The sequence below is a fragment of the Pseudobacteriovorax antillogorgiicola genome, from assembly GCF_900177345.1.
GTDB lineage: Bacteria > Bdellovibrionota_B > Oligoflexia > Oligoflexales > Oligoflexaceae > Pseudobacteriovorax > Pseudobacteriovorax antillogorgiicola.
Genome location: NZ_FWZT01000009.1, coordinates 220723 through 238854, shown reverse-complemented (window position 1 = coordinate 238854; position 18132 = coordinate 220723). Strand labels below are relative to the sequence as shown.

Genomic DNA, 18132 nt, shown 5'->3' with positions numbered 1-18132 from the left:
TCATGCTTTAAGGTACCAATCACCCGCTCAGTTCGAGCATTGCCTGTTGGCCGCCCAACACCACTGAGCCATAGCTCCAGGCCTTGTACCTCGATATTCGATCGAGTGTACCGTGAGATGTTAGCGCTACCAATCAACACTAAACTTTGTGAAACGATTTGAATCAGCCCTGTGGCAGGGCCTTTCTGGAAGTCTTCCAGATAGTAGCAGGAAACTAGAGCTAGCTCCATTTTCCTGCAAACCTCAAGTAAGCGTGGCTCACGTGACCATGCTTCAGACGTCCTAACTACAGGATGCTTTCGACTTCAGTCGAGAGAGGATGTCACACCAAGTATTACCTGGTAGCTACCGAATCGGACATACTGTTAGTCAACGGTAAACGACGAATCCGTCGCCCGGTAGCACGATAGATGCCATTGCAAACAGCCGCTGCTAATGCGGGCAGGGCAGGTTCACCAATTCCTGTCGGATGCTCTTGACTATCGATCGTCTTGGTTATCACCTCGGGTGTTTCATTCAGCCGAAGCAACGGATAGCTATCAAAATTCTCTTGTTGGACCCGGCCATTGCTAAAGGTGATTTCACCTCTCAATGCAGCAGACAGGCCATAAATTACAGAAGAGCGAACCTGCGCTTCAACGATATGAGGATTCACAACCTGCCCACAGTCGACAACCGTCCAAACCTTATGAACTTGAATATTGGTACCTTCAACGCTGACGTCAGTGATCTGAGCACAATGAGTCCGATAGCTATAGTGATAAGCCAGCCCCAAGGCACGGTTAGCCCTTGGTTTGCTCTTGCTCCATCGAGCTAAATCGGCGACCGTTTCGAGTGTTTTTCTTGCCCGTGGAGACTTTTCTAAAAGTTTCAGGCGGAACGCTAAAGGATCTTGACTCGATGAAGCTGCTAGTTCATCGATGAAACTCTCCACGAAAAAGCCATTCAAGGAGTTACCTACTGATCGCCAGAAGTGCGTTGGAATTGGCGATTCAATTAATTCTGAATCCGTATCGTAAGGAATATCGTAGGGTTGTTCTGCACCCGTGACGGCAATGGGCATCGCTCCGAAGGTGTCCATAGTCCCCGCAACCAGGCTACCAATCCCGCTTGCCAACGACGTCGGTATCCAACCTGGTAAAGCATAGACACCGCTTTCCTTGATGAAGTCTTGGAGCAAAGATTGAGAAACTGTCTGATAGCGCCATGTCTTGACTTTATCCTGCTTCAGGACAGCCTGCATCCGTGTCACAGCCATGGGGCGCAGTGCCGAATATCGAGTATCATCCTCTCGTGACCATATAACCATCACCGGGTAGTCCACCTGACTCGCGATCTCGCATGCATCAATGGTAGAATCAGAAGTTCTTCTACCGAAGGCTCCCCCCATATACTTAGCCACGTGCACGGTGACATCATCACGGCTTAGACCACAAATTACAGCTCCTACATTTCGAGTGATCGTCGGACTCTGCGTCGCGGCCCAGATCGTGAGCTGATCCCCTTGCTTCCATGCGGTGCAGTTTTGGGGTTCCATGGGTGAATGAGCGAGATATGGCAGCTCGTATGTGGCATCTACCAGAATCTCACCCTTCTCACTTTCGAGCTTATCGTCATCTAGTTGGGAACGATAAAGGGCAAACAATTCTTCACTATTGTACTCAAACTCTTTGGGAATATCCCAACGAATCCAGTCTGACTTCAGGCTTTGCCTCACTTTCAGGGTCTGATAATAGTGCTCACAGACGATTGCTAAGCCACCACTTACCGGCAGAACGTTGACAACCTCCGGTAAGCCTTCGATCGATTTCCTATCAAATTCTTTCAGCGTCCCGCCGTGAACGGGGCACCGAATCACGATCGCCTTCTTGCTGTTCGATGGCCCCATATCGATACCAAACTTGGCCTCTCCATAGCTTTTCTCACGAGCATCAACGGAGGAGGAGTAGCGACCAATGTAACGAAAGTCCTTGGGATTCTTTAGCCTCGCTGCTGAGGGTAAGGATCGATTCGCCAGCGCTGTATTAAATGCTGCATAGGGCTCCTGTTTTTTACCGTCTGTAGTCTGAACTATTCCTTCCTTAGTTGAAATCTGGTTTGTAGGCACTCCCCAAGACTCAGAGGCAGATTCAACGATCGCCAAGCGATAACGAGCACCTGCTTCACGTAGGACGTCCCACCGCCTATAAGTACTGGAACTACCGGCCGTCATCTGCACCCCTCCAGCATCAGCATACCGGGAATCCGCTGTAGCTGGCTTGAAGGTAAACTGCTCAGGACTAATATCGGCTTCCTCGCCAAACATGGTAGCCTGGCCAGTGATAACCCCTTGCCCCATCTCAACCTTATCGAAGGTTAGAATAAACTCGTTGTCAGGGGTGACCTGAAGATAGAGCATTGAAAGCTGACCGTTATCATCGCTAGTGGTTGTACCGGTCGATGCGCAAGATGTAAGTTGTAAAGGAATGCCTAAGATTAAGCTGCCCTGAACCCCTCGGCTAATCATCTGCCGTCGTGACAACTTCATCATTTTAATTTCCCCATGTTTTTTGCTGCTTCAACAACAGCATCTTTGATTTTATGATAGGTTCCACAGCGGCATAGATTGTTGCTCATACCATCGACTAGCTCCGATTCAGTCATAGGAGTTGTCGCATTGTCGAGCAGACTCGCTGCCTGCATCACCTGCCCCGACTGACAGTAGCCACACTGGGGAACGCTATGCTTCACCCAAGCTTTTTGGACGGGATGTCCCTGCTGCTCGCCAAGGTCTTCTATGGTACGAACCTTCTGCTGATGGCATGCAGAGACAGGCATCACACAGCTTCGAACCGCCTGGCCATTAAGATGAACGGTACAAGACCCACAAAGTCCCCGACCACACCCAAACTTGGTTCCCGTAGCTCTCAGCTCCTCGCGAATTACCCAGAGCAAGGGAGTATCACCTGGAGCCTCAACCCCTATCTGTTGGCCGTTGAATTCAAAGCTTATGTTTTTCAAGGGAGATCTCCTTTCCGATGGACTTCGTCCTATCCTAACAAGAGAAAGCTCCTCGGAGCTAGAAACTTTTGGTAGCACATTACATAGATACATCTCTCACCCCTGCCTCAGCTGCCATGACCCATTGATTCAGCCACGACATGACATATGAGGCAAACCTTTCCTAGGCTGTCACTTTGAGAGAAACTCCAATGACCGACGAGCGAATAAGGGCACGCACGACAACATCACTGGAAAAGTCTATTGATCGACAGGCACTGGAAAACCCTAGCTCTATCGTGGGTACTTTCATTCACCCAGGCTCCAACAGGGTTCGGTAGTACGCCTGCTGAGCAGGTGAATCAATTGATCTACGATCACCCTGTTCAGGCAGTTTCTGTGGGTCGCGCTCTCGCTGAATCATATCGAGATACCGATATTCAGGTATATATCAGAATCCTTGTTGAGGTCGCTCGGGCTGAAATCTATCAAGAAGTTTCCCCTCGCCGATGGGTCGAGCCTTTAATTGACAAGCATCAGGGTAAAATTCCCTTAGAACTCACTCTCTGGCTAAAAGCCACCGCTGCCGTTGGCCTTCAATTGGAGAACAGGCTTTTAGAAGCGATCGAACGCCTCGATGCCGTCATTGAAAAGGCTCGTAACAAAGACTTCCCCAAGCTCAAAGGCTTCGCCTTACTTCACATCGGCATCATGTACTACTTCCAAGGGGAAGTTCAAAAAACCCTGAAAGCTTCTCAAAGAGCCATGGATGTTTTTCCAAACCTTGACCATGTGCTTCACTACGATATCCTTGCGACCTCGGCGATGGCCTTTTATCGTGCAGGAGATCATGAACGTGCTATTAAGCTCCTTGAGCAAAGCCTAGAGTTCACGAGACCAAGGCCATACCGACACCTGACAGCCATACTGGAGCTTAATTTAGCAGCGTTTCGTTTGGAAATAGACCCAGATCTGGCACTTCGTGGCTATCAGAATGCAGCACGCCTTGCTAACGATATCGAAATGGAGATTATTTCCGCTGGCGCTCTACGAGGTGTTGGGAAAGTTTATATGTTTCAAGAAAAATACGAGTTAGCCCTCAGCTACTTTAAGCAGGTAGAAACCATCTATATGAAACATAAGCTAAGCTTTCGACTACAAAGACTAAGAACTAGGATGGCCCTTGGCCATGTATATCTAAAACAATTCAAAGAAGCCACAAAACTACTATCGCTAGTGGATCATCAGTATTTAAAAGACAAGTACATACCTGTCTATCTTATGTGGCTCGAAGCCAAGGCTAAGCTCTTTAAAGGCCAAGGTAAGTATAAGTCGGCTTACGATACCTATGAAACCTATAATAAAATCTATACGGAATGGAATGCCAAGAAAAGTGATCGAGCGACGTCCTTAATGCGGATCTATTTTGAAGTTGAAAAAGCTGAACTAGAGAATCGGGAACTGGAAACCCAAAATAAGATTAAATCGATCAGGCTTGAAAACGAACAGCGGGCTGGAAATTTAAAAAATTGGCTTGTGGGTTTGAGTAGCCTATCACTTCTGATTGCCATGTCGCTTCTTTGGAAAACATTTAAGAGCCGTGAACTTTTGAAATCTAACTTCGAGCTTAAGGAGCTCATTCGGCAAAAAGAACTTGAACAAACTAGCCTTGTTCAGCAAAGTTTCATTGAAGACAAAGGTGATCAAACCGGCTTCCAATTCTCTGCTATGTATAAGCCTGCTGAAGTGATCGGAGGCGATTGGTACGGGTCATTCATTTCACCGAATGGCAAGCGAGTTTTACTCCTCCTGGGAGACGTCGCAGGCCATGGCATGACATCTGCTTTTGTAAGCTCAGCGGTTTCTGGAGCGGTTCAAAGTCGTATTGCCCTTATGAACTTAGATCAGGAGGCCCCAGAGACGATCATTGAAAACCTAGCATTCAGTATCAACGTGATGCTAGAAAAAGTTCAGACAAGCCATCACATGACCATGCTCTTCTGCCTGTTCGACTTCAACGATTACCGATTTTGGTGCTCGAATGCAGGTGCGATTCCGCCAACGCAGTTTCGAGGCAACACACACAAAACTCTATTTTGTAGAGGGACACCACTCGGGGGCGAGTTTTCTCGACCAGAGACTCCCGTTCACTCATGGCCTATGGAAATCGGCGATATCTACGGTATGTTCACCGATGGCTTGTTAGAACTTGAAGAGAAGAGCGGTAAGCGACTTAAAATCAAAGGCTTCCAAAAGATGGTGGACGCTAAGCTCTCCCCCAAGGAAAACTGCGATTTGTTTAGCAGATTGATCGAACAACGAGAAAAATATGAAGGTCTACCTGATGACTCAACGATCATTTTTTTGAAGGTCGAACCATTAGATCAAGCCCTTGCCAGCTAAAGATAATTTTCGAAATCACGGATTTGATACACAACGAAAACCAGTTACACCGTGAGGGCGCTGCGCGCCTAAGTCTAGTGCCAGAGCATAGATCCCCGTGTTATCATCATCGCCCCAGGAACCGCCTCTTTGGGTGGTGCCTCCCTGCCCGTTCTGACCAGGAAAATAAGCCCCCATACCTTGCGCTTTCCCCCAATCGGGGCGGCTAGGAAAGTAAGACGAAGCCAGCATGGATGTGGTCGGTGTTGTATCTCCAATTTCTAGCCAAGCATTCGCAGGGCTCGCTTTATCTTCGATAACAACCCAGTCAACCAATTCGTGAGCGTTGCCTGCCACATCCCAGATCAAGAGGCCATTGTTGAGCCGATGAACTCGGCGTTGATCAGACCAAACGCTTAAATCACAGGCTTGGTTGGTAAATACACAGGCATCCTGAAAATTATCGCTAGCTTCAATTAACCCCGCCGGTTCACTGTCTGAATGACCACGATTGAGAGCTCCCTCACCTACTTTGCCAAGACTCCAGTTGCTAGGCTCGGCTTCTATTGCCCGTGCTAAAGCCATCCAATGGGCGTTACTCGGGAGCTGCCAGCCTTCAGCGATACAGGCTGCTTTGGCAATGTCTAATGCAATCGAGACCCAAGGCAGACCAACAGCTTGAGAATTCGCTCGTCCTCCTACCTGCCTCATCTCGTAGCTACTAATGCAGAAAGCTTTATCGATGCCAACAGCAAGGTTTGCTGGAACGAGGACAAAATCCGCTGGGCACTTCAAACGGGGCGCTTGGGTTTCCTCGGAGCTATCAATTCTAAAGTCTTCACCATCGATTGCCACTATACCGTTAGCACTAAGTATTGTTTCTTGAATCTCTGGTTCGATTAAAAACATAGCGAGCCAGACATCATGGTTCTGCTCGATTGGCTTCGGTTCAAGTAAACTACCATCGGTCAACTTGAATTGTATTTGCCCTAAACTGACGTCTCCCGATAAGGGTTGACCTTGATCGTCAAGCGCCCGGCAACCTATCACCTTTTCTGTCGATTGGGACACACCGGCAGCGGTCAAATCCGTAACCGGGGGATTGTGGCAAACCAAGAATGCACCACCAACCATCTGCGGCTCTGATGCTATCAGACTGTCCGTCTGCTCGACTTCAACATCTTGGGTAACTTTTGGTTCAACGGCAACATCACGGCTAGACGCGCTGTCATTAAACAACTGATTATTACAAGACGTAAGAATCCATAGGAAAGCGATCAGATTGGTAACGTTCACAAAGCCCCCTTTATTTACATCGACTATTCTGGATCGACATTTTCCTTCTGATGTTGAAAGAAGAAGGAAAAGCTGATTAGATCCAACACTTTATATGCACCATTAAACAATGCTCATCAAAGTTTCTTGAATTCTTCCGACTATCCATCCGATACCAGGTAAACTAGGGGTACGGATTGCTAAAACTAAAAATTACAATGGGAACCCTGATTCTTGCATCATCTTGCCTTGGTCTCGGCCCGGAGGCCCCAGCTCGATCTCTATTCAATCTGATGACGATGAAAGACCCACATAATTTTCAAGAATCCATAGAGCTTCTTGAAGATAGTGCTGAAACCTACACAATCGAGGACGTCTTAGCCCTACCTGAAGATGCTTGGCGACTCAATCAAAAGGAATCCTTAAACTTTGGTTTTGTGGACAAGGCTATCTGGGTTCGATTTAGTATTTATAACCCAAATCAAGAATCAGTCGACCGGTTCTTAGCCTTGCGATACCCGCAACAGAATCATGTTCATTTTTTCGAATTTGATGATAACACCCTCATTCAGCATGACCATATTGGCGATCGTGTACCGTTCAGCGAGAGAGATATCAATAGTCGCAACTATGTTTTTCAAGTAGCGATCCCTGCTGGAAAAACTAGGACTTACTATCTTCGACTTGAAGGTGAGACCATCCAGATTCCACTACAACTGAGCACCCGAGAATATTACCTCAACAGGCAAGAGGAAGAGATTCTAAGTTGGGGTCTATACTTTGGAATTGTGACGGTTATGGTTTTGTACAACCTTATTCTGTCCTTGAAGCTTAAAGAAAGGAGCTACCCCCTCTACTCCGCTTATATTACTTCCTACGTTCTCCTTCAGGCATCGATGTCGGGCTTTGCCTATCAGCATTTGTGGCCTCGCTCTCCCCATTGGGGTAACATATCAACCGCCGTCTTTCTCGGTTTAACCACAGCCTTTCTAGGGTTGTTCATTCAAAGCTTCCTAGAAACAAAGCAGAGAAACTCGCTCATCGATAAGATCGTAATGGTGACGGTAGGATTGGGTTTTCTCCAATGCGCCCTATCTTTCGTAGTACCATTTGGCAACATCGTCAGGGTAGGAATCCTCCTTGCAATGGTCGCCTCCCTCGTTTACATGACTGCTACAGTCTTCGCCTTAGCGCAAAGGAGTCGATCTGCCCAGTACTTCGCTTTGGCTTTCGGCCTCTTTCTAGTGGGCGTACTTGCCTATGGCGCTCAATCTCTTGGGCTTGTCGCAGTAAATTCGTTTACCAAGAATGGCGTTACGCTTGGGTCTGCGGCAGAGGTCATTCTGCTATCATTAGCACTAGGGGATAAACTGGATCGTCGCCAGAAGAAAGCGAGGCGTGAAATTGAATTTCTTAACGACAGCTTAAAGGCTACGATCAGTGAGATCGAACAGCGTGTCGAAGAAAAGACGAGACATATTGCTTCGGTCATGAATCATATAAAGCAGGGCATCTTCACCATCCTGCCTGGTTTACAAATTGAACGATACTATTCCCTACATCTAGCAGAAATATTGGAAAATAAGGACATTGCTGGCAAGAATCCAATGGATCTATTCTTTCGCAAGACGGATCTTAGCCCTGATGAATTAGTCACTATCGAATCAGTACTCATTGGATCGCTTGGTGAAAGTAACTTAAATTTTCAAATGAATGAATGCCACCTACCAAGTAACATCAAGCTCAATGAAAAGCATCTGAACCTATCTTGGCAGAGTATTGACAATGAAGACGAAGAAACGGAAAAAATTATGGTAGTGGTTCGCGATATAACGGAGCTACGTAAGCTTGAAGAGCAATCCGAGGAACAAAAAAAGGAACTCAAGATCATCGGCACCTTGATTCGCGCTTCTACCGACCGCTGTCATTCCTTTTTCACCCAGGGGATTCGATTCTTAGAACAAAATCTATCGACTATCGCAAATCATCCAACCTATAATGACTCTGCCCTGAAAAGCGTGTTTATCAACTACCACACGTTTAAGGCATCAGCACGAGATTTTGACTTCAAAAACCTAGTCAACTCTTTGCACCAAGCGGAATCTCTGTGTTCCCGTATCAGAGACGATCGCAAGCTATGGAACCAAACAGAGATGACGCGAGACCTGGAACAGATTAAAGAAATTTTTTCTGACTATGCGAGGATCAACTACGAAGTTTTGGGTCGAAATATGGAGCGAATCGCTGTTTTTAATAAAGCCTCGATCGAGGCAGGCTTGCAACTCTTCATAGAGCTAGACCCTAGCACAAGAGAGAAGTTCAAGGAACTCCATTCAGAGTTCAAACAATCCTACTTTGATGACGCGAGAGATATATTTAAGCCTATCTGGGCGCAGGCTCGCAAACTGGCACGCAGCCTTAATAAACCTGAACCTGAGATTCATAGCGAAATCGAAGAGGTTTGGCTCAGCGATGATACCTCTATGACGATTCAGTCAGTCTTCAGCCACCTGATCCGCAACTCTTTGGATCATGGAATCGAACCTGCTGATGAACGGGAATCTATAGGAAAAGCGAGTCAAGGACAGCTATTTTTCAGCCTTAAAGAAGTTCACGGATTGATTCTCATTGATTTCTCTGACGATGGTAAAGGTCTAAACCTCAGAAAGATCAGAGACCTTGCTATGAAGCGCGGGCTATGCAGCTCCAGTCTTACTGATCCATACTTGATAGCCGAGCTAATCTTTGTTGACGGATTGTCGTCAAACCAAGATAACGTTACCGAGATCTCTGGTCGTGGTGTTGGGATGTCTGCGGTACGAAGTATCATAGAGTCACAAGGGGGAAGCTGTCAGATATCACTGAAAGGCGTTCCTAACGAGGATGGCTATGTGGCCTTTCAGTTTGAAATTCACCTGCCTCAGCACCGACTATCACAGATGGCCGCGTAGAGCCTTGCGACTTTCCCAGAATCTAGATCAATTATTTAGAGAATTGTCCTACTTGCCTTTTCAGTCTCTTTAGTTCTTTATGGCAAGGTAGGTATTTTGTGTGACGATCGATAACTTCTCTGTGGACTTGCGGAAGATTATTATGAAAAAACTCTTCAACAATTTTAGGCTCTATTTTAGACAAATCACTAAGAACCCAACCCACCGCGGTTTGAATAAAACGTTCGTCCTCCTTTATGAGCACTTTGGCAAGGGCCATAATTTTCTTTGTATAGCGAGGGTGATCGACTACAGACCGAAAAGGCACCATCGAAGCTCGCCGCTGCCATAGGTTTTGGGACTTATGCCAAGCACCGAGGGAGGTCGCCATACTCATCGTGCTGTCTTTGAGCAAGGGCCCCAAGACACGAACACAATACCAATCCACTGTCGACCAGTCGAAGAGCAATTGCCTCTTAAATAGTTCCTGACTGAATTCTAAGGTTTCTTTGGTCGTAAGCTGTTTCATAAGATGACTTTGAGTAAACAGGATGCCAGCGAATTTATCTTCAGCAAACTTACTTTTAAAGAGCTGTTTTGCAAATTCAACTTGCTCCGAAATTGGCTGCTTCTTGAGGCCTTGGTCGCGTATATGAGCCGTTAGAATTTTACGTACTAAAGGAGTTTTCAAGCCGCGATATTCGATCGCCCCCTTGAGATAATTATCGAACCATGCCTTAGTTTCAGGATCTGCCTCAGCAGCGAGCTTTTTCTTAAGGCTGACTACATCTTTCATAGTTCGTATGAGTCCTTTCAGTTGTTTCTTGCTTATTTGCTGTTCTAAGAGAACTTGTGCTAAACCTATATCGAGTACAAAATATAGCAATGTGAGATGTTTGCAACTAGGAGAGTTTTACAATGTGGGATGCGCGCTACAGCGAAGACGGCTTTGCCTATGGAAAAGAGGCTAACGACTTTTTAAAAGACCAAATACAACATGTGATAGGGGCCGGAAAGGCACTTTGCCTCGCCGAGGGACAAGGGCGCAATGCGGTATACCTAGCAAAACTTGGTTACGAGGTCACGGCAGTTGACCTTTCGCCTGTAGGCCTAGAGACTGCGCAGAAACTTGCAACTGATGAAGGCGTTTCGATTGCTACTGAAGTTTGCGATCTAGCTACCTGGCCCTTGGGTGAGCGGCAATGGGACTTGATCGTTTCCATTTGGGCCCATATGCCCAGCGAAGTACGAAGTCAGCTCCATGCTAGAGTTGCTAGTGCATTAAAGACGGAGGGACTTTTCGTGTTAGAAGCCTACACTCCTGCGAACTTGGGCCGCGGTACAGGTGGACCACCCAATCAAGACATGCTGATGACTCTAGAGATTCTAGAAACAGAGCTTGGAAGCTTGAAAACCCTATTTGCCCAGGAGACGGAAAGGAATATCGAAGAAGGCCGTTATCACAAAGGCCTTAGCGCAGTGGTCCAGTTCGTTGGTAAAAAGGTCAATTAGCGAGGGGATTGCCAGCCATTCCATGCACCGACATCGGTGCTAATCGAAAGCTCTAGAGCTGTGCGCGAACCGTTCGCATGGGATTGACTTCAGTTAAAAATACTGCCTGTTGAGTTTACCATAGAAGCCACTGCAAACCGCCAAGCTAGACGTAGATCACTTGAAAGCTCTACGATGATCGAGCTTTAGCAATGCTTCGAAAAAGTAGGACTATTCAAGCCAGATTTACAAACCTTGCAGTCCTCTAGCAGCCCCCTTACCATCAGCCCACCTAATCAATGCAACATGACTAATTGCAAGGAGATCTCAATGAAAGGCTTTGTTTTCATGCTTGGCTTGGGCCTAGCTTCCAATGGTTTGGCAACATCGGATGTTCTACCATGGGCCACAGATGACCTTAACTATGACGGAGTTTGGAACTACAGCGAAAGCAACTGGAATTTTGTTTCCTGGAATGAGTGGGGCAACCTACCGATCACTCACGATGCCTATGAGGGCTCTACAGCGATTCACCTGCAATATCTCAATGAAGACCTGGTAACAGACAACAGCTACGTTCAGGCTTTTGGCTTTGCTAAGATTACCAGCAGTCGGGAGAAACTTGGACACGAGCCACAATCATACGAAGACTATCGAGCCGGTAAAGATCTTCGAAGATATAAGTACCTAGAGTTCTATATTAAAGGCAACTATGGAGCTAATGTCTCCGCCTTCTCTGTGTCACTGCAATCACCTAATGGCCATGGCTCCACGAAGGCAAAGTTAAAGGACTTTGTCTCCATCTCTCATCATTGGCAAAAAGTTCGAATCCCCATGTCTGCCTTCATTCCACGAGTTCCAAACCCCGATCGATTTCAGCTTCACAATGTTTACAGTGTGAATTTCTACGTGGATCAAAACGATCAAAACCAGCCGTTCGAGGTCATCGTCGATAGCATAAAGTTCTATAAGGCCCCCAAAATGATTCCTTGGTGGCGAGCAGATTACAACCGCAATGGTGAGTACAACTACAGCACCACAGATATGGGTGACGGCTCAACAATCAACGTCGCCAATCAGTGGGGAGATTTGGTAACTTCAACCACCTATACAGGCCCTTTCGGTGAGGTTGAAGCCGAGGTGGTCCAGTTGAGTTTCCATCACAATGGCTATGGCTTTGCTAAAGCAAACCTAACTAGTTCAGCAGCTATGCCTGGCTATGAACCCACTAGTTTTTCTGACAGAGACCTGGGCAAGAAAATTCCAGCCTATGATTACGAGCTACGCTTTCTAGCTCCCAGTGTCGCAGATGAGGTTCTCATCAAATTGGTAGATGCGGATGGCAATAGCTCGCAAGCCTTAGCCATTGGCGACTACCGTAGCAACTATGGGCGCTATCTCTTCAGCTATAGGATTCCTGTTGAGTTGTTTGCAAAGGCTGGGTTTGACTTTAACATGGTTAAGAGTGTTACCTACTTTGTCGACCAACGGACCCCTCCTGGTGATTATGATTTGAAGCTTATGAATCTTGAGTTTAGACCCAAGGACCTCTATTAGAGATTTCATTCTACCCAAGGCTTCACCATGAGCCCTTGGGTTGCATCCTCATTTTAAAATTCGTTTCCTCACCTCATATTTATGGTAGTAAAGCACGATTATCATTGAATATAATTTTCAACGACAAGCATTTCGATCCGTCGCACATACTTTGAGCAGTGTAAGTCGCTAATAATCGGTCCCGAGAGACTTTGATGAGCGATAAACTAGAATATTTACTAAAGTTTTCGACTCTTAATGCCGATACCCACCTAAACGTTTTGTAGGGTAATTGGGACTAAGGAGTATTTAGGGATGAAGTTTTTAAGCCTAGCAATCATTTTTCTCTTTGCAAACGGCTGTTTAACGGAAGCGGTGCAAGTTCCGACTCCGCAAGCGGGAACAAACGATCAGGGGACTTCTTTGGTTGGTGACAAGGAAAATGGCACTGCACTCTATGCAGCCTACTGCGCTGATTGTCACAAAGCTCTGGATGCTCCATCCGATAAAGTTGATAGAAGCAGCTCAGCAATATTCTCTGCGAGCAGTGTTTCATCCCACAATGGCATTTCAAATGGTGCTGACTTGGACGAGCCAGATCCAGACAAAGAGTGGTTCACTGAGCAAGAATCAGCCGACCTTGCCGCCGCACTTTCCACAGCCCCCGAGGCTGACGTAGATAATGGTCTGACGCTATTTAATGATACTTATAACTGCGACACATGCCATTTCGGTGTAGCTCCGATTGGTGATTCTTCCGCTAGCAACGTTTTCGCAGCATCCAGCCTCTCTGCTCATGGCAGCATAGACCCTTGGCCTAGTGAAACTGAATCCACGGATATGGCCGCAGCTATCGATCAATTGAAGGCTGACCAATAATCTGGACACTACGGCTCGACGGAATGCCCAGTACCGGTATTCCTCAGAGCCGCATCTTTTCTCTTCTGAATCAATTTTTTCACAATGAAAAAGACCAGAAACAGGCCAATCACACTGAACAATACGATCTTGAACTGCTGAAGTGTTCCTAGGATATGTTCACCGAACTTAGCCACTAAAACAACTTGGGTTGGCACTGAAATGAGAGCCGCGGCTCCATCCACAAGGAAAAACCGCGAAGGCCTCAGCCCTAACATTCCACAGCTGAGATGGCCGGGAAATCGAAGGCCTGGGGTGAAGCGAAAGATACCTGCAGCCCACATGCCATAGCGATCGACCCAGGACTTGACCTTGTCGAAGGTGTCTTGGTTGCGTTTAAAAAAACTGGTCTTTACCAAGCGATGCCCAAAGAACCGCCCCAGTGAAAACACCACATAATCCGACAGGAACACGGCAGCTAAAGCCACGGTAGCCGCAACCTCCACCTGAACGACCGGTGCACCCGGATAGGGAGGTGGATACAAATCTGGCCTAGAGCCGATATAGCAAACAATGCCGGTACCGACCAGTGTCACCTCTTCAGGAACAGGTAAGCCAAAGCTACTGGCGATCATCAAGGCTACAATTGCAAAGTAAACTAAATTGGGTTGGTATGCGTAGGTCGCAAACCAGGACAGTATTTCAGCCTCGGAGAATCCCATGCTTGGCCTTCCTTAAGGTCAAAATTTAGCGTTACGTGTATTGTCTTGGATTTCGTTTCATCAGGCAACAATACGTAGGAGGTTTGCGATCCAGCTAAGTCATCGCAAACTGTGTAAGTAATATCAGTAACAAAAAAAAGGCACAAGTCCAAGCTAGCCTTAGCATGATTGGGGCGCCAACAGAGTTCAAGGTCCAAACCGTAGCCATGATCGAGGCCATGCATATAATGCCTATATGACACCCAACAAAACAGAACCCATGCTTTTCTGCTGCTAACGGTTTTAGGAGTTCGCTCAGAGCTGGATAAAGTCTACAGATACCGTGAGGTCAATTTGGGAATGCTGGCAGTCGGTCTCATCATTATCACCTGTTGCAATGACCTTGACGTCGAATGTCTTCCAACCAGCAAGCCCATAGGCAAGGGGCGCGACATTAGTACTCTCCATGGAGATATTGAGAGGCCCCTGCTGATCGTGTGGCGGAACCACACATGCATCAGAGCCTCCGAGACAATAGGGAGAGTCCTGGATATTAGAGACATTATTGCCTCGTAAAACTCCAAAATCCCACTTATAAAACCCTTGAGATTGCGGCAAATAGGAACTTGCTTGCGTATTAGACCCGATAACCACGATATCGGCTACCGTAATGAAGAGGTAATCATCGAATCGTACCTCAGCATTGGTTGGAGTCTGCACCCGAATGTTACAAATAACGCCCTTACTTGGTCCATTGATGGGTTGGCTGGTGACTTCTCGCGCCTGAAGATACTGGTCTTTTGGTTCAAGGTTGGGATCAGTGCCGAAGCTACATCCTATCCGAGCTGGAAAAGTTAATTGAGTGTCATAGCTTTCAAGAGTGTTATCACTAGCCCTGCACCGCTCATTTAATGTTTCAGCATCAACGATGCCCTGCTTGGCAAGTTCGTCGAAAATCGTCTCATCAACATTTTCAGAATCATTTGGCAATGCAAGGAGGTCTTCTGCTACCGGGTCAGAGTTCTTTTTTTTTTACAGGAAGGCATCACTAACACTAAGGGGAGAACGATAGTAACGAATCTGCGCATCGTAATCTCACATTTCAGTTGCTTCACTTGCTTTAATTATATCTTGTAAACAATTTCCCGACAACTCACCTACAGCAAAATATAAAGTCCTGGCAGATTAAGCACTGATATTGAATGCCTTCACGATAGATTCTACAGGAGTATTCGACTTGCTAGATATCATCGCTCCAAAATGCTCCGGTGAAATAGTTCCCTGAAGCTTTAGCAAGTCCTCAAAGCTTGCAGGGGTTTCAGGCCAATAGTTGATAGTCCTGATCGTGTTATCATGGTAGTGCTGTGAGTTTTCTCGTCTGATATACTCGATGAACATCCCATAGACAGTATACTCTGAGAAATCTATCTGGCGGCATACAACCTCTTGCCAAGATTTACCGCTAATTTGCTCCAAGCGCTCCAAGAGAGCAAGAAGATCAGCGCGGGTCCAGAAAATAAATGGGCCGACGTAGTTGAGGTTTACTTTAATAGTTTCATTGATTCCAAGTATTTTCGCCCCGCACTCATACCATTTTCGATATTTTGGAATCTCTTCGATTGTCTCTCGAAAAAGAGGAATTCTCCCCTCTTGATCGAGTAGGCTTTCAGGATCAAATGGTCGGGTAAAAAAACAGTCTGAATCCATAAAGAGCATGTAGTCAGCGTCGCAGGCGATGGCCGCAGATAGCTTAACTATTTGCTGGCGAATCCACCCCCTGACCGGCAAAGTTTTCAAACTTAGCCACCATTTCGAAGTGAAAAACAGAGGCAATAACCAGCCAGGCATTAGATCATCTTGAAACAGTATCTCAACCCGTCCACCTGCCATGGGTTCAAATAAGGCCCGATCCTTCTTCGGCACAATGATGTAGTGCTTGGCATTTTCGGTAATATACTTTCTAAAGCTATCCACAAGCAAAGCGCATCGTTCAGCATCTACGTGATAGCTCGGCGTAATGATGGCAAAGCTCTTACTCACGGGTGATCTCCTTGATAGTTTAGAGTTTATTCTATCAAACCATCTAGCCTGGTGACAGGCTAATGAGGTGATAGGTAATTCCCGATTTCAAGCTTGCTCCTCAGATTTTCTAAAAGACGCCCGATATCCGATAGGACGATAGATATGCTAGCTGCTATCTTTCGCTGGCAGAATCTATCTTATTCCTGGTTTCGCCTAAGGTATTAAGTAGCTATATGATGAGGTTTTTATGATGAGACTTGCTAGCTTCCCAACCGCAGCCCTGGTGTCAAGCCTAAGTTTCGGTATGAGCGCCGCAAACACTAGCCCCCTTCCTGGGCCTCGCGATAGCACAAAAGGCAAGGGCAAACTAGTAAATATCACCATTGATAGCCAATACAAAACAAAAATCTCTCCTTGGATTTTTGGCGCCAACATCATCGGCTCTTTCAAAGATGTGGATGATGACATGAATCTGACATTCTTTCGTTTAGGTGGAAATCGACTGAGCGCCTACAACTGGGAAAATAATTACTCACACGCCGGTTCCGACTACAATTACCAAAACGATCTTTGGCTGTGTGGAGTGTTTAACGCTAATTGTGATGAACCAGGTGGAGTTGTCACGGCCTTTGTAGAAAAGGCATTTGCAAATCGAGCTTCAGCTGTTCTGCTCACAATTCCTATTCTCGATCACGTCGCCTATAAAAAAACCAGGGGTGATGTTTGTTTGACCAAGCCAACCAAAGATTGGCAATGCCCCAACCGGGATCACTATAAAGAGTCGTTTCGTCAGTCAAAACCCAAGAAGGACGGGCCATTATCATTGAAACCCAATAAAGATGATGCCTATGTTTATCAGGACGAGTTTGTGAACTGGGTCAAAAATCGTTTCAAGAACCATCTGAGTCAAGGCAAGAAAATTTTCTATTCTATGGACAACGAACCTGGTTTGTGGGGTGCAACACACAACCGAGTGCGTCCAGGGGGTAAGTATTGCGAGCACAACCCGAGCTACCCTGAACTCCTAAAAAGAAATATCGACTATGCAAGAGCTGTGAAGCTGAATATGAAAGATAGCTTAGTTTTCGGCCCTGCTCATTATGGTTGGCTAGGAATGAAAACCCTACAGAATTTCGCGTCATGTTCGGGAGATGGTGGTACCCCGTTCTATAAGTACTACATGGAAGGAGTCCGCCGAGCTGCTGGAAAGCAGAAAAGCCTGGTCGATGTTTATGATTTCCATTGGTATCCCGAGGTTCGATCGAACGGAAAAAAAGGACAGAGAATTACTGGGAAAGCTACTGATAAAGATACTGTAGTTGCCAGAGTCCAAGCAGCTCGCTCCTATTGGGACCCACAATTCGACGAGAAAAGTTGGATTAGCCAGGATGATCTAAGAAGCCCCGTCAGACTACTACCCAGAGTTCAGTCATGGATTGCTCAATACAATCCTGGCATGGGTATTGCCATCACTGAATACACTCTGGGGGGCGAAGACCATATATCGGGAGCTATTGCACAAGTTGATGCTCTGGGCAGCTTCGCTCGTGAAGGAGTTTTCGCTGCTAGCTTCTGGCCCCTCGCTCCTCGTGGAAGCACATCCAAGTATATACGGGCTGCCTTTAAAATGTTCCGTAATTACGATGGCAAAAGAAGTACGTTCGGCGACCAAATGATTTCCGCAATCTCTGATCAAGTGGATAAGGTTGCTGTCTATGCCAGTACTCATAGCAAAGACCCTAAAAAGCTAGTGCTTATTCTCATCAACAAGAGTTTCAAGGTGCAATCGACCAGGATCACATTGAATCATAAACACAGCTTCAAAGCTGCCAATATCTTTACTCTGACGGAAAAAAGTACTGAGCCTGAAAAATCACAAAAGAATCTAAAAAAAGGTACAAAAACACATCTTTTCGATATTCCTCCAATGAGTGTAAGTACCATTGAGCTTCAGTAGC

14 protein-coding genes are annotated in these 18132 nt (G+C 46.4%); 6 read left to right on the top strand and 8 right to left on the bottom strand.

Going from position 1 to position 18132, the window contains the following annotated elements:
- The 3 genes from B9N89_RS14065 to B9N89_RS14055 all read right to left on the bottom strand — a co-directional run.
- The coding region (locus B9N89_RS14065) for a hypothetical protein (RefSeq protein WP_132319136.1) at window positions 1–230 on the bottom strand (230 nt) is incomplete at its 3' end.
- A gap of 104 nt (window positions 231–334) precedes the next feature.
- A complete protein-coding gene (locus B9N89_RS14060; protein ID WP_132319138.1) occupies window positions 335–2530 on the bottom strand; it encodes a xanthine dehydrogenase family protein molybdopterin-binding subunit in 2196 nt (731 codons plus the stop codon).
- Complete coding sequence (locus B9N89_RS14055; protein WP_234996110.1) at window positions 2527–3000, bottom strand: (2Fe-2S)-binding protein; 474 nt, start codon at window positions 2998–3000, stop codon at window positions 2527–2529. The genes B9N89_RS14060 and B9N89_RS14055 overlap by 4 nt, the downstream gene beginning before the upstream one ends.
- 243 nt (window positions 3001–3243) lie before the next feature.
- Here B9N89_RS14055 and B9N89_RS14050 point away from each other — a divergent pair, with 243 nt between their 5' ends.
- Complete coding sequence (locus B9N89_RS14050) at window positions 3244–5382, top strand: SpoIIE family protein phosphatase (protein ID WP_132319142.1); 2139 nt, start codon at window positions 3244–3246, stop codon at window positions 5380–5382.
- Between the two features lie 15 nt (window positions 5383–5397).
- Here the strand turns inward: B9N89_RS14050 and B9N89_RS14045 are convergent, their stop codons facing one another.
- Window positions 5398–6657 carry a hypothetical protein gene (locus B9N89_RS14045; protein WP_132319144.1) on the bottom strand — a complete coding sequence of 420 codons (1260 nt, stop codon included), beginning with the start codon at window positions 6655–6657 and terminating at the stop codon, window positions 5398–5400.
- A gap of 176 nt (window positions 6658–6833) precedes the next feature.
- Between B9N89_RS14045 and B9N89_RS14040 the strand changes: the two genes are divergently transcribed.
- The gene (locus tag B9N89_RS14040; protein ID WP_132319146.1) at window positions 6834–9587 is read left to right on the top strand and encodes a 7TM diverse intracellular signaling domain-containing protein; all 2754 of its coding nucleotides are present in this window, start codon (window positions 6834–6836) and stop codon (window positions 9585–9587) included.
- A 31-nt stretch (window positions 9588–9618) separates the two neighbouring features.
- Here B9N89_RS14040 and B9N89_RS14035 read toward each other — a convergent pair whose 3' ends face one another.
- Window positions 9619–10362 (bottom strand): DNA alkylation repair protein, encoded by a 744-nt coding sequence (locus B9N89_RS14035; RefSeq protein WP_132319148.1) that lies wholly within the window; start codon window positions 10360–10362, stop codon window positions 9619–9621.
- Between the two features lie 122 nt (window positions 10363–10484).
- Between B9N89_RS14035 and B9N89_RS14030 the strand changes: the two genes are divergently transcribed.
- The 3 genes from B9N89_RS14030 (at window position 10485) to B9N89_RS14020 (ending at window position 13472) form a co-directional block, all read left to right on the top strand.
- Complete coding sequence (locus tag B9N89_RS14030) at window positions 10485–11078, top strand: class I SAM-dependent methyltransferase (protein ID WP_132319150.1); 594 nt, start codon at window positions 10485–10487, stop codon at window positions 11076–11078.
- Between the two features lie 309 nt (window positions 11079–11387).
- Entirely contained in the window at window positions 11388–12614 is a 1227-nt protein-coding gene (locus B9N89_RS14025; RefSeq protein WP_159455365.1) for a CIA30 family protein, read from the top strand.
- Window positions 12615–12908: 294 nt separating this feature from the next.
- A complete protein-coding gene (locus B9N89_RS14020) occupies window positions 12909–13472 on the top strand; it encodes a hypothetical protein (protein ID WP_132319154.1) in 564 nt (187 codons plus the stop codon).
- A gap of 8 nt (window positions 13473–13480) precedes the next feature.
- Here B9N89_RS14020 and B9N89_RS14015 read toward each other — a convergent pair whose 3' ends face one another.
- The 3 genes from B9N89_RS14015 to B9N89_RS14005 all read right to left on the bottom strand — a co-directional run bounded on the left by B9N89_RS14015 (window position 13481) and on the right by B9N89_RS14005 (window position 16192).
- A complete protein-coding gene (locus B9N89_RS14015; RefSeq protein ID WP_132319156.1) occupies window positions 13481–14173 on the bottom strand; it encodes a DedA family protein in 693 nt (230 codons plus the stop codon).
- Window positions 14174–14467: 294 nt separating this feature from the next.
- Window positions 14468–15142, bottom strand: coding sequence for a hypothetical protein (locus B9N89_RS14010; protein ID WP_132319158.1), 675 nt, complete (start codon window positions 15140–15142; stop codon window positions 14468–14470).
- Between the two features lie 195 nt (window positions 15143–15337).
- Window positions 15338–16192, bottom strand: coding sequence for a DUF6492 family protein (locus B9N89_RS14005; protein WP_132319160.1), 855 nt, complete (start codon window positions 16190–16192; stop codon window positions 15338–15340).
- A 229-nt stretch (window positions 16193–16421) separates the two neighbouring features.
- On the opposite strand from B9N89_RS14005, the gene B9N89_RS14000 reads away from it, so the two are divergent.
- Complete coding sequence (locus tag B9N89_RS14000) at window positions 16422–18131, top strand: glycoside hydrolase family 44 protein (protein WP_132319162.1); 1710 nt, start codon at window positions 16422–16424, stop codon at window positions 18129–18131.
- Window position 18132: the final 1 nt, after the last annotated feature.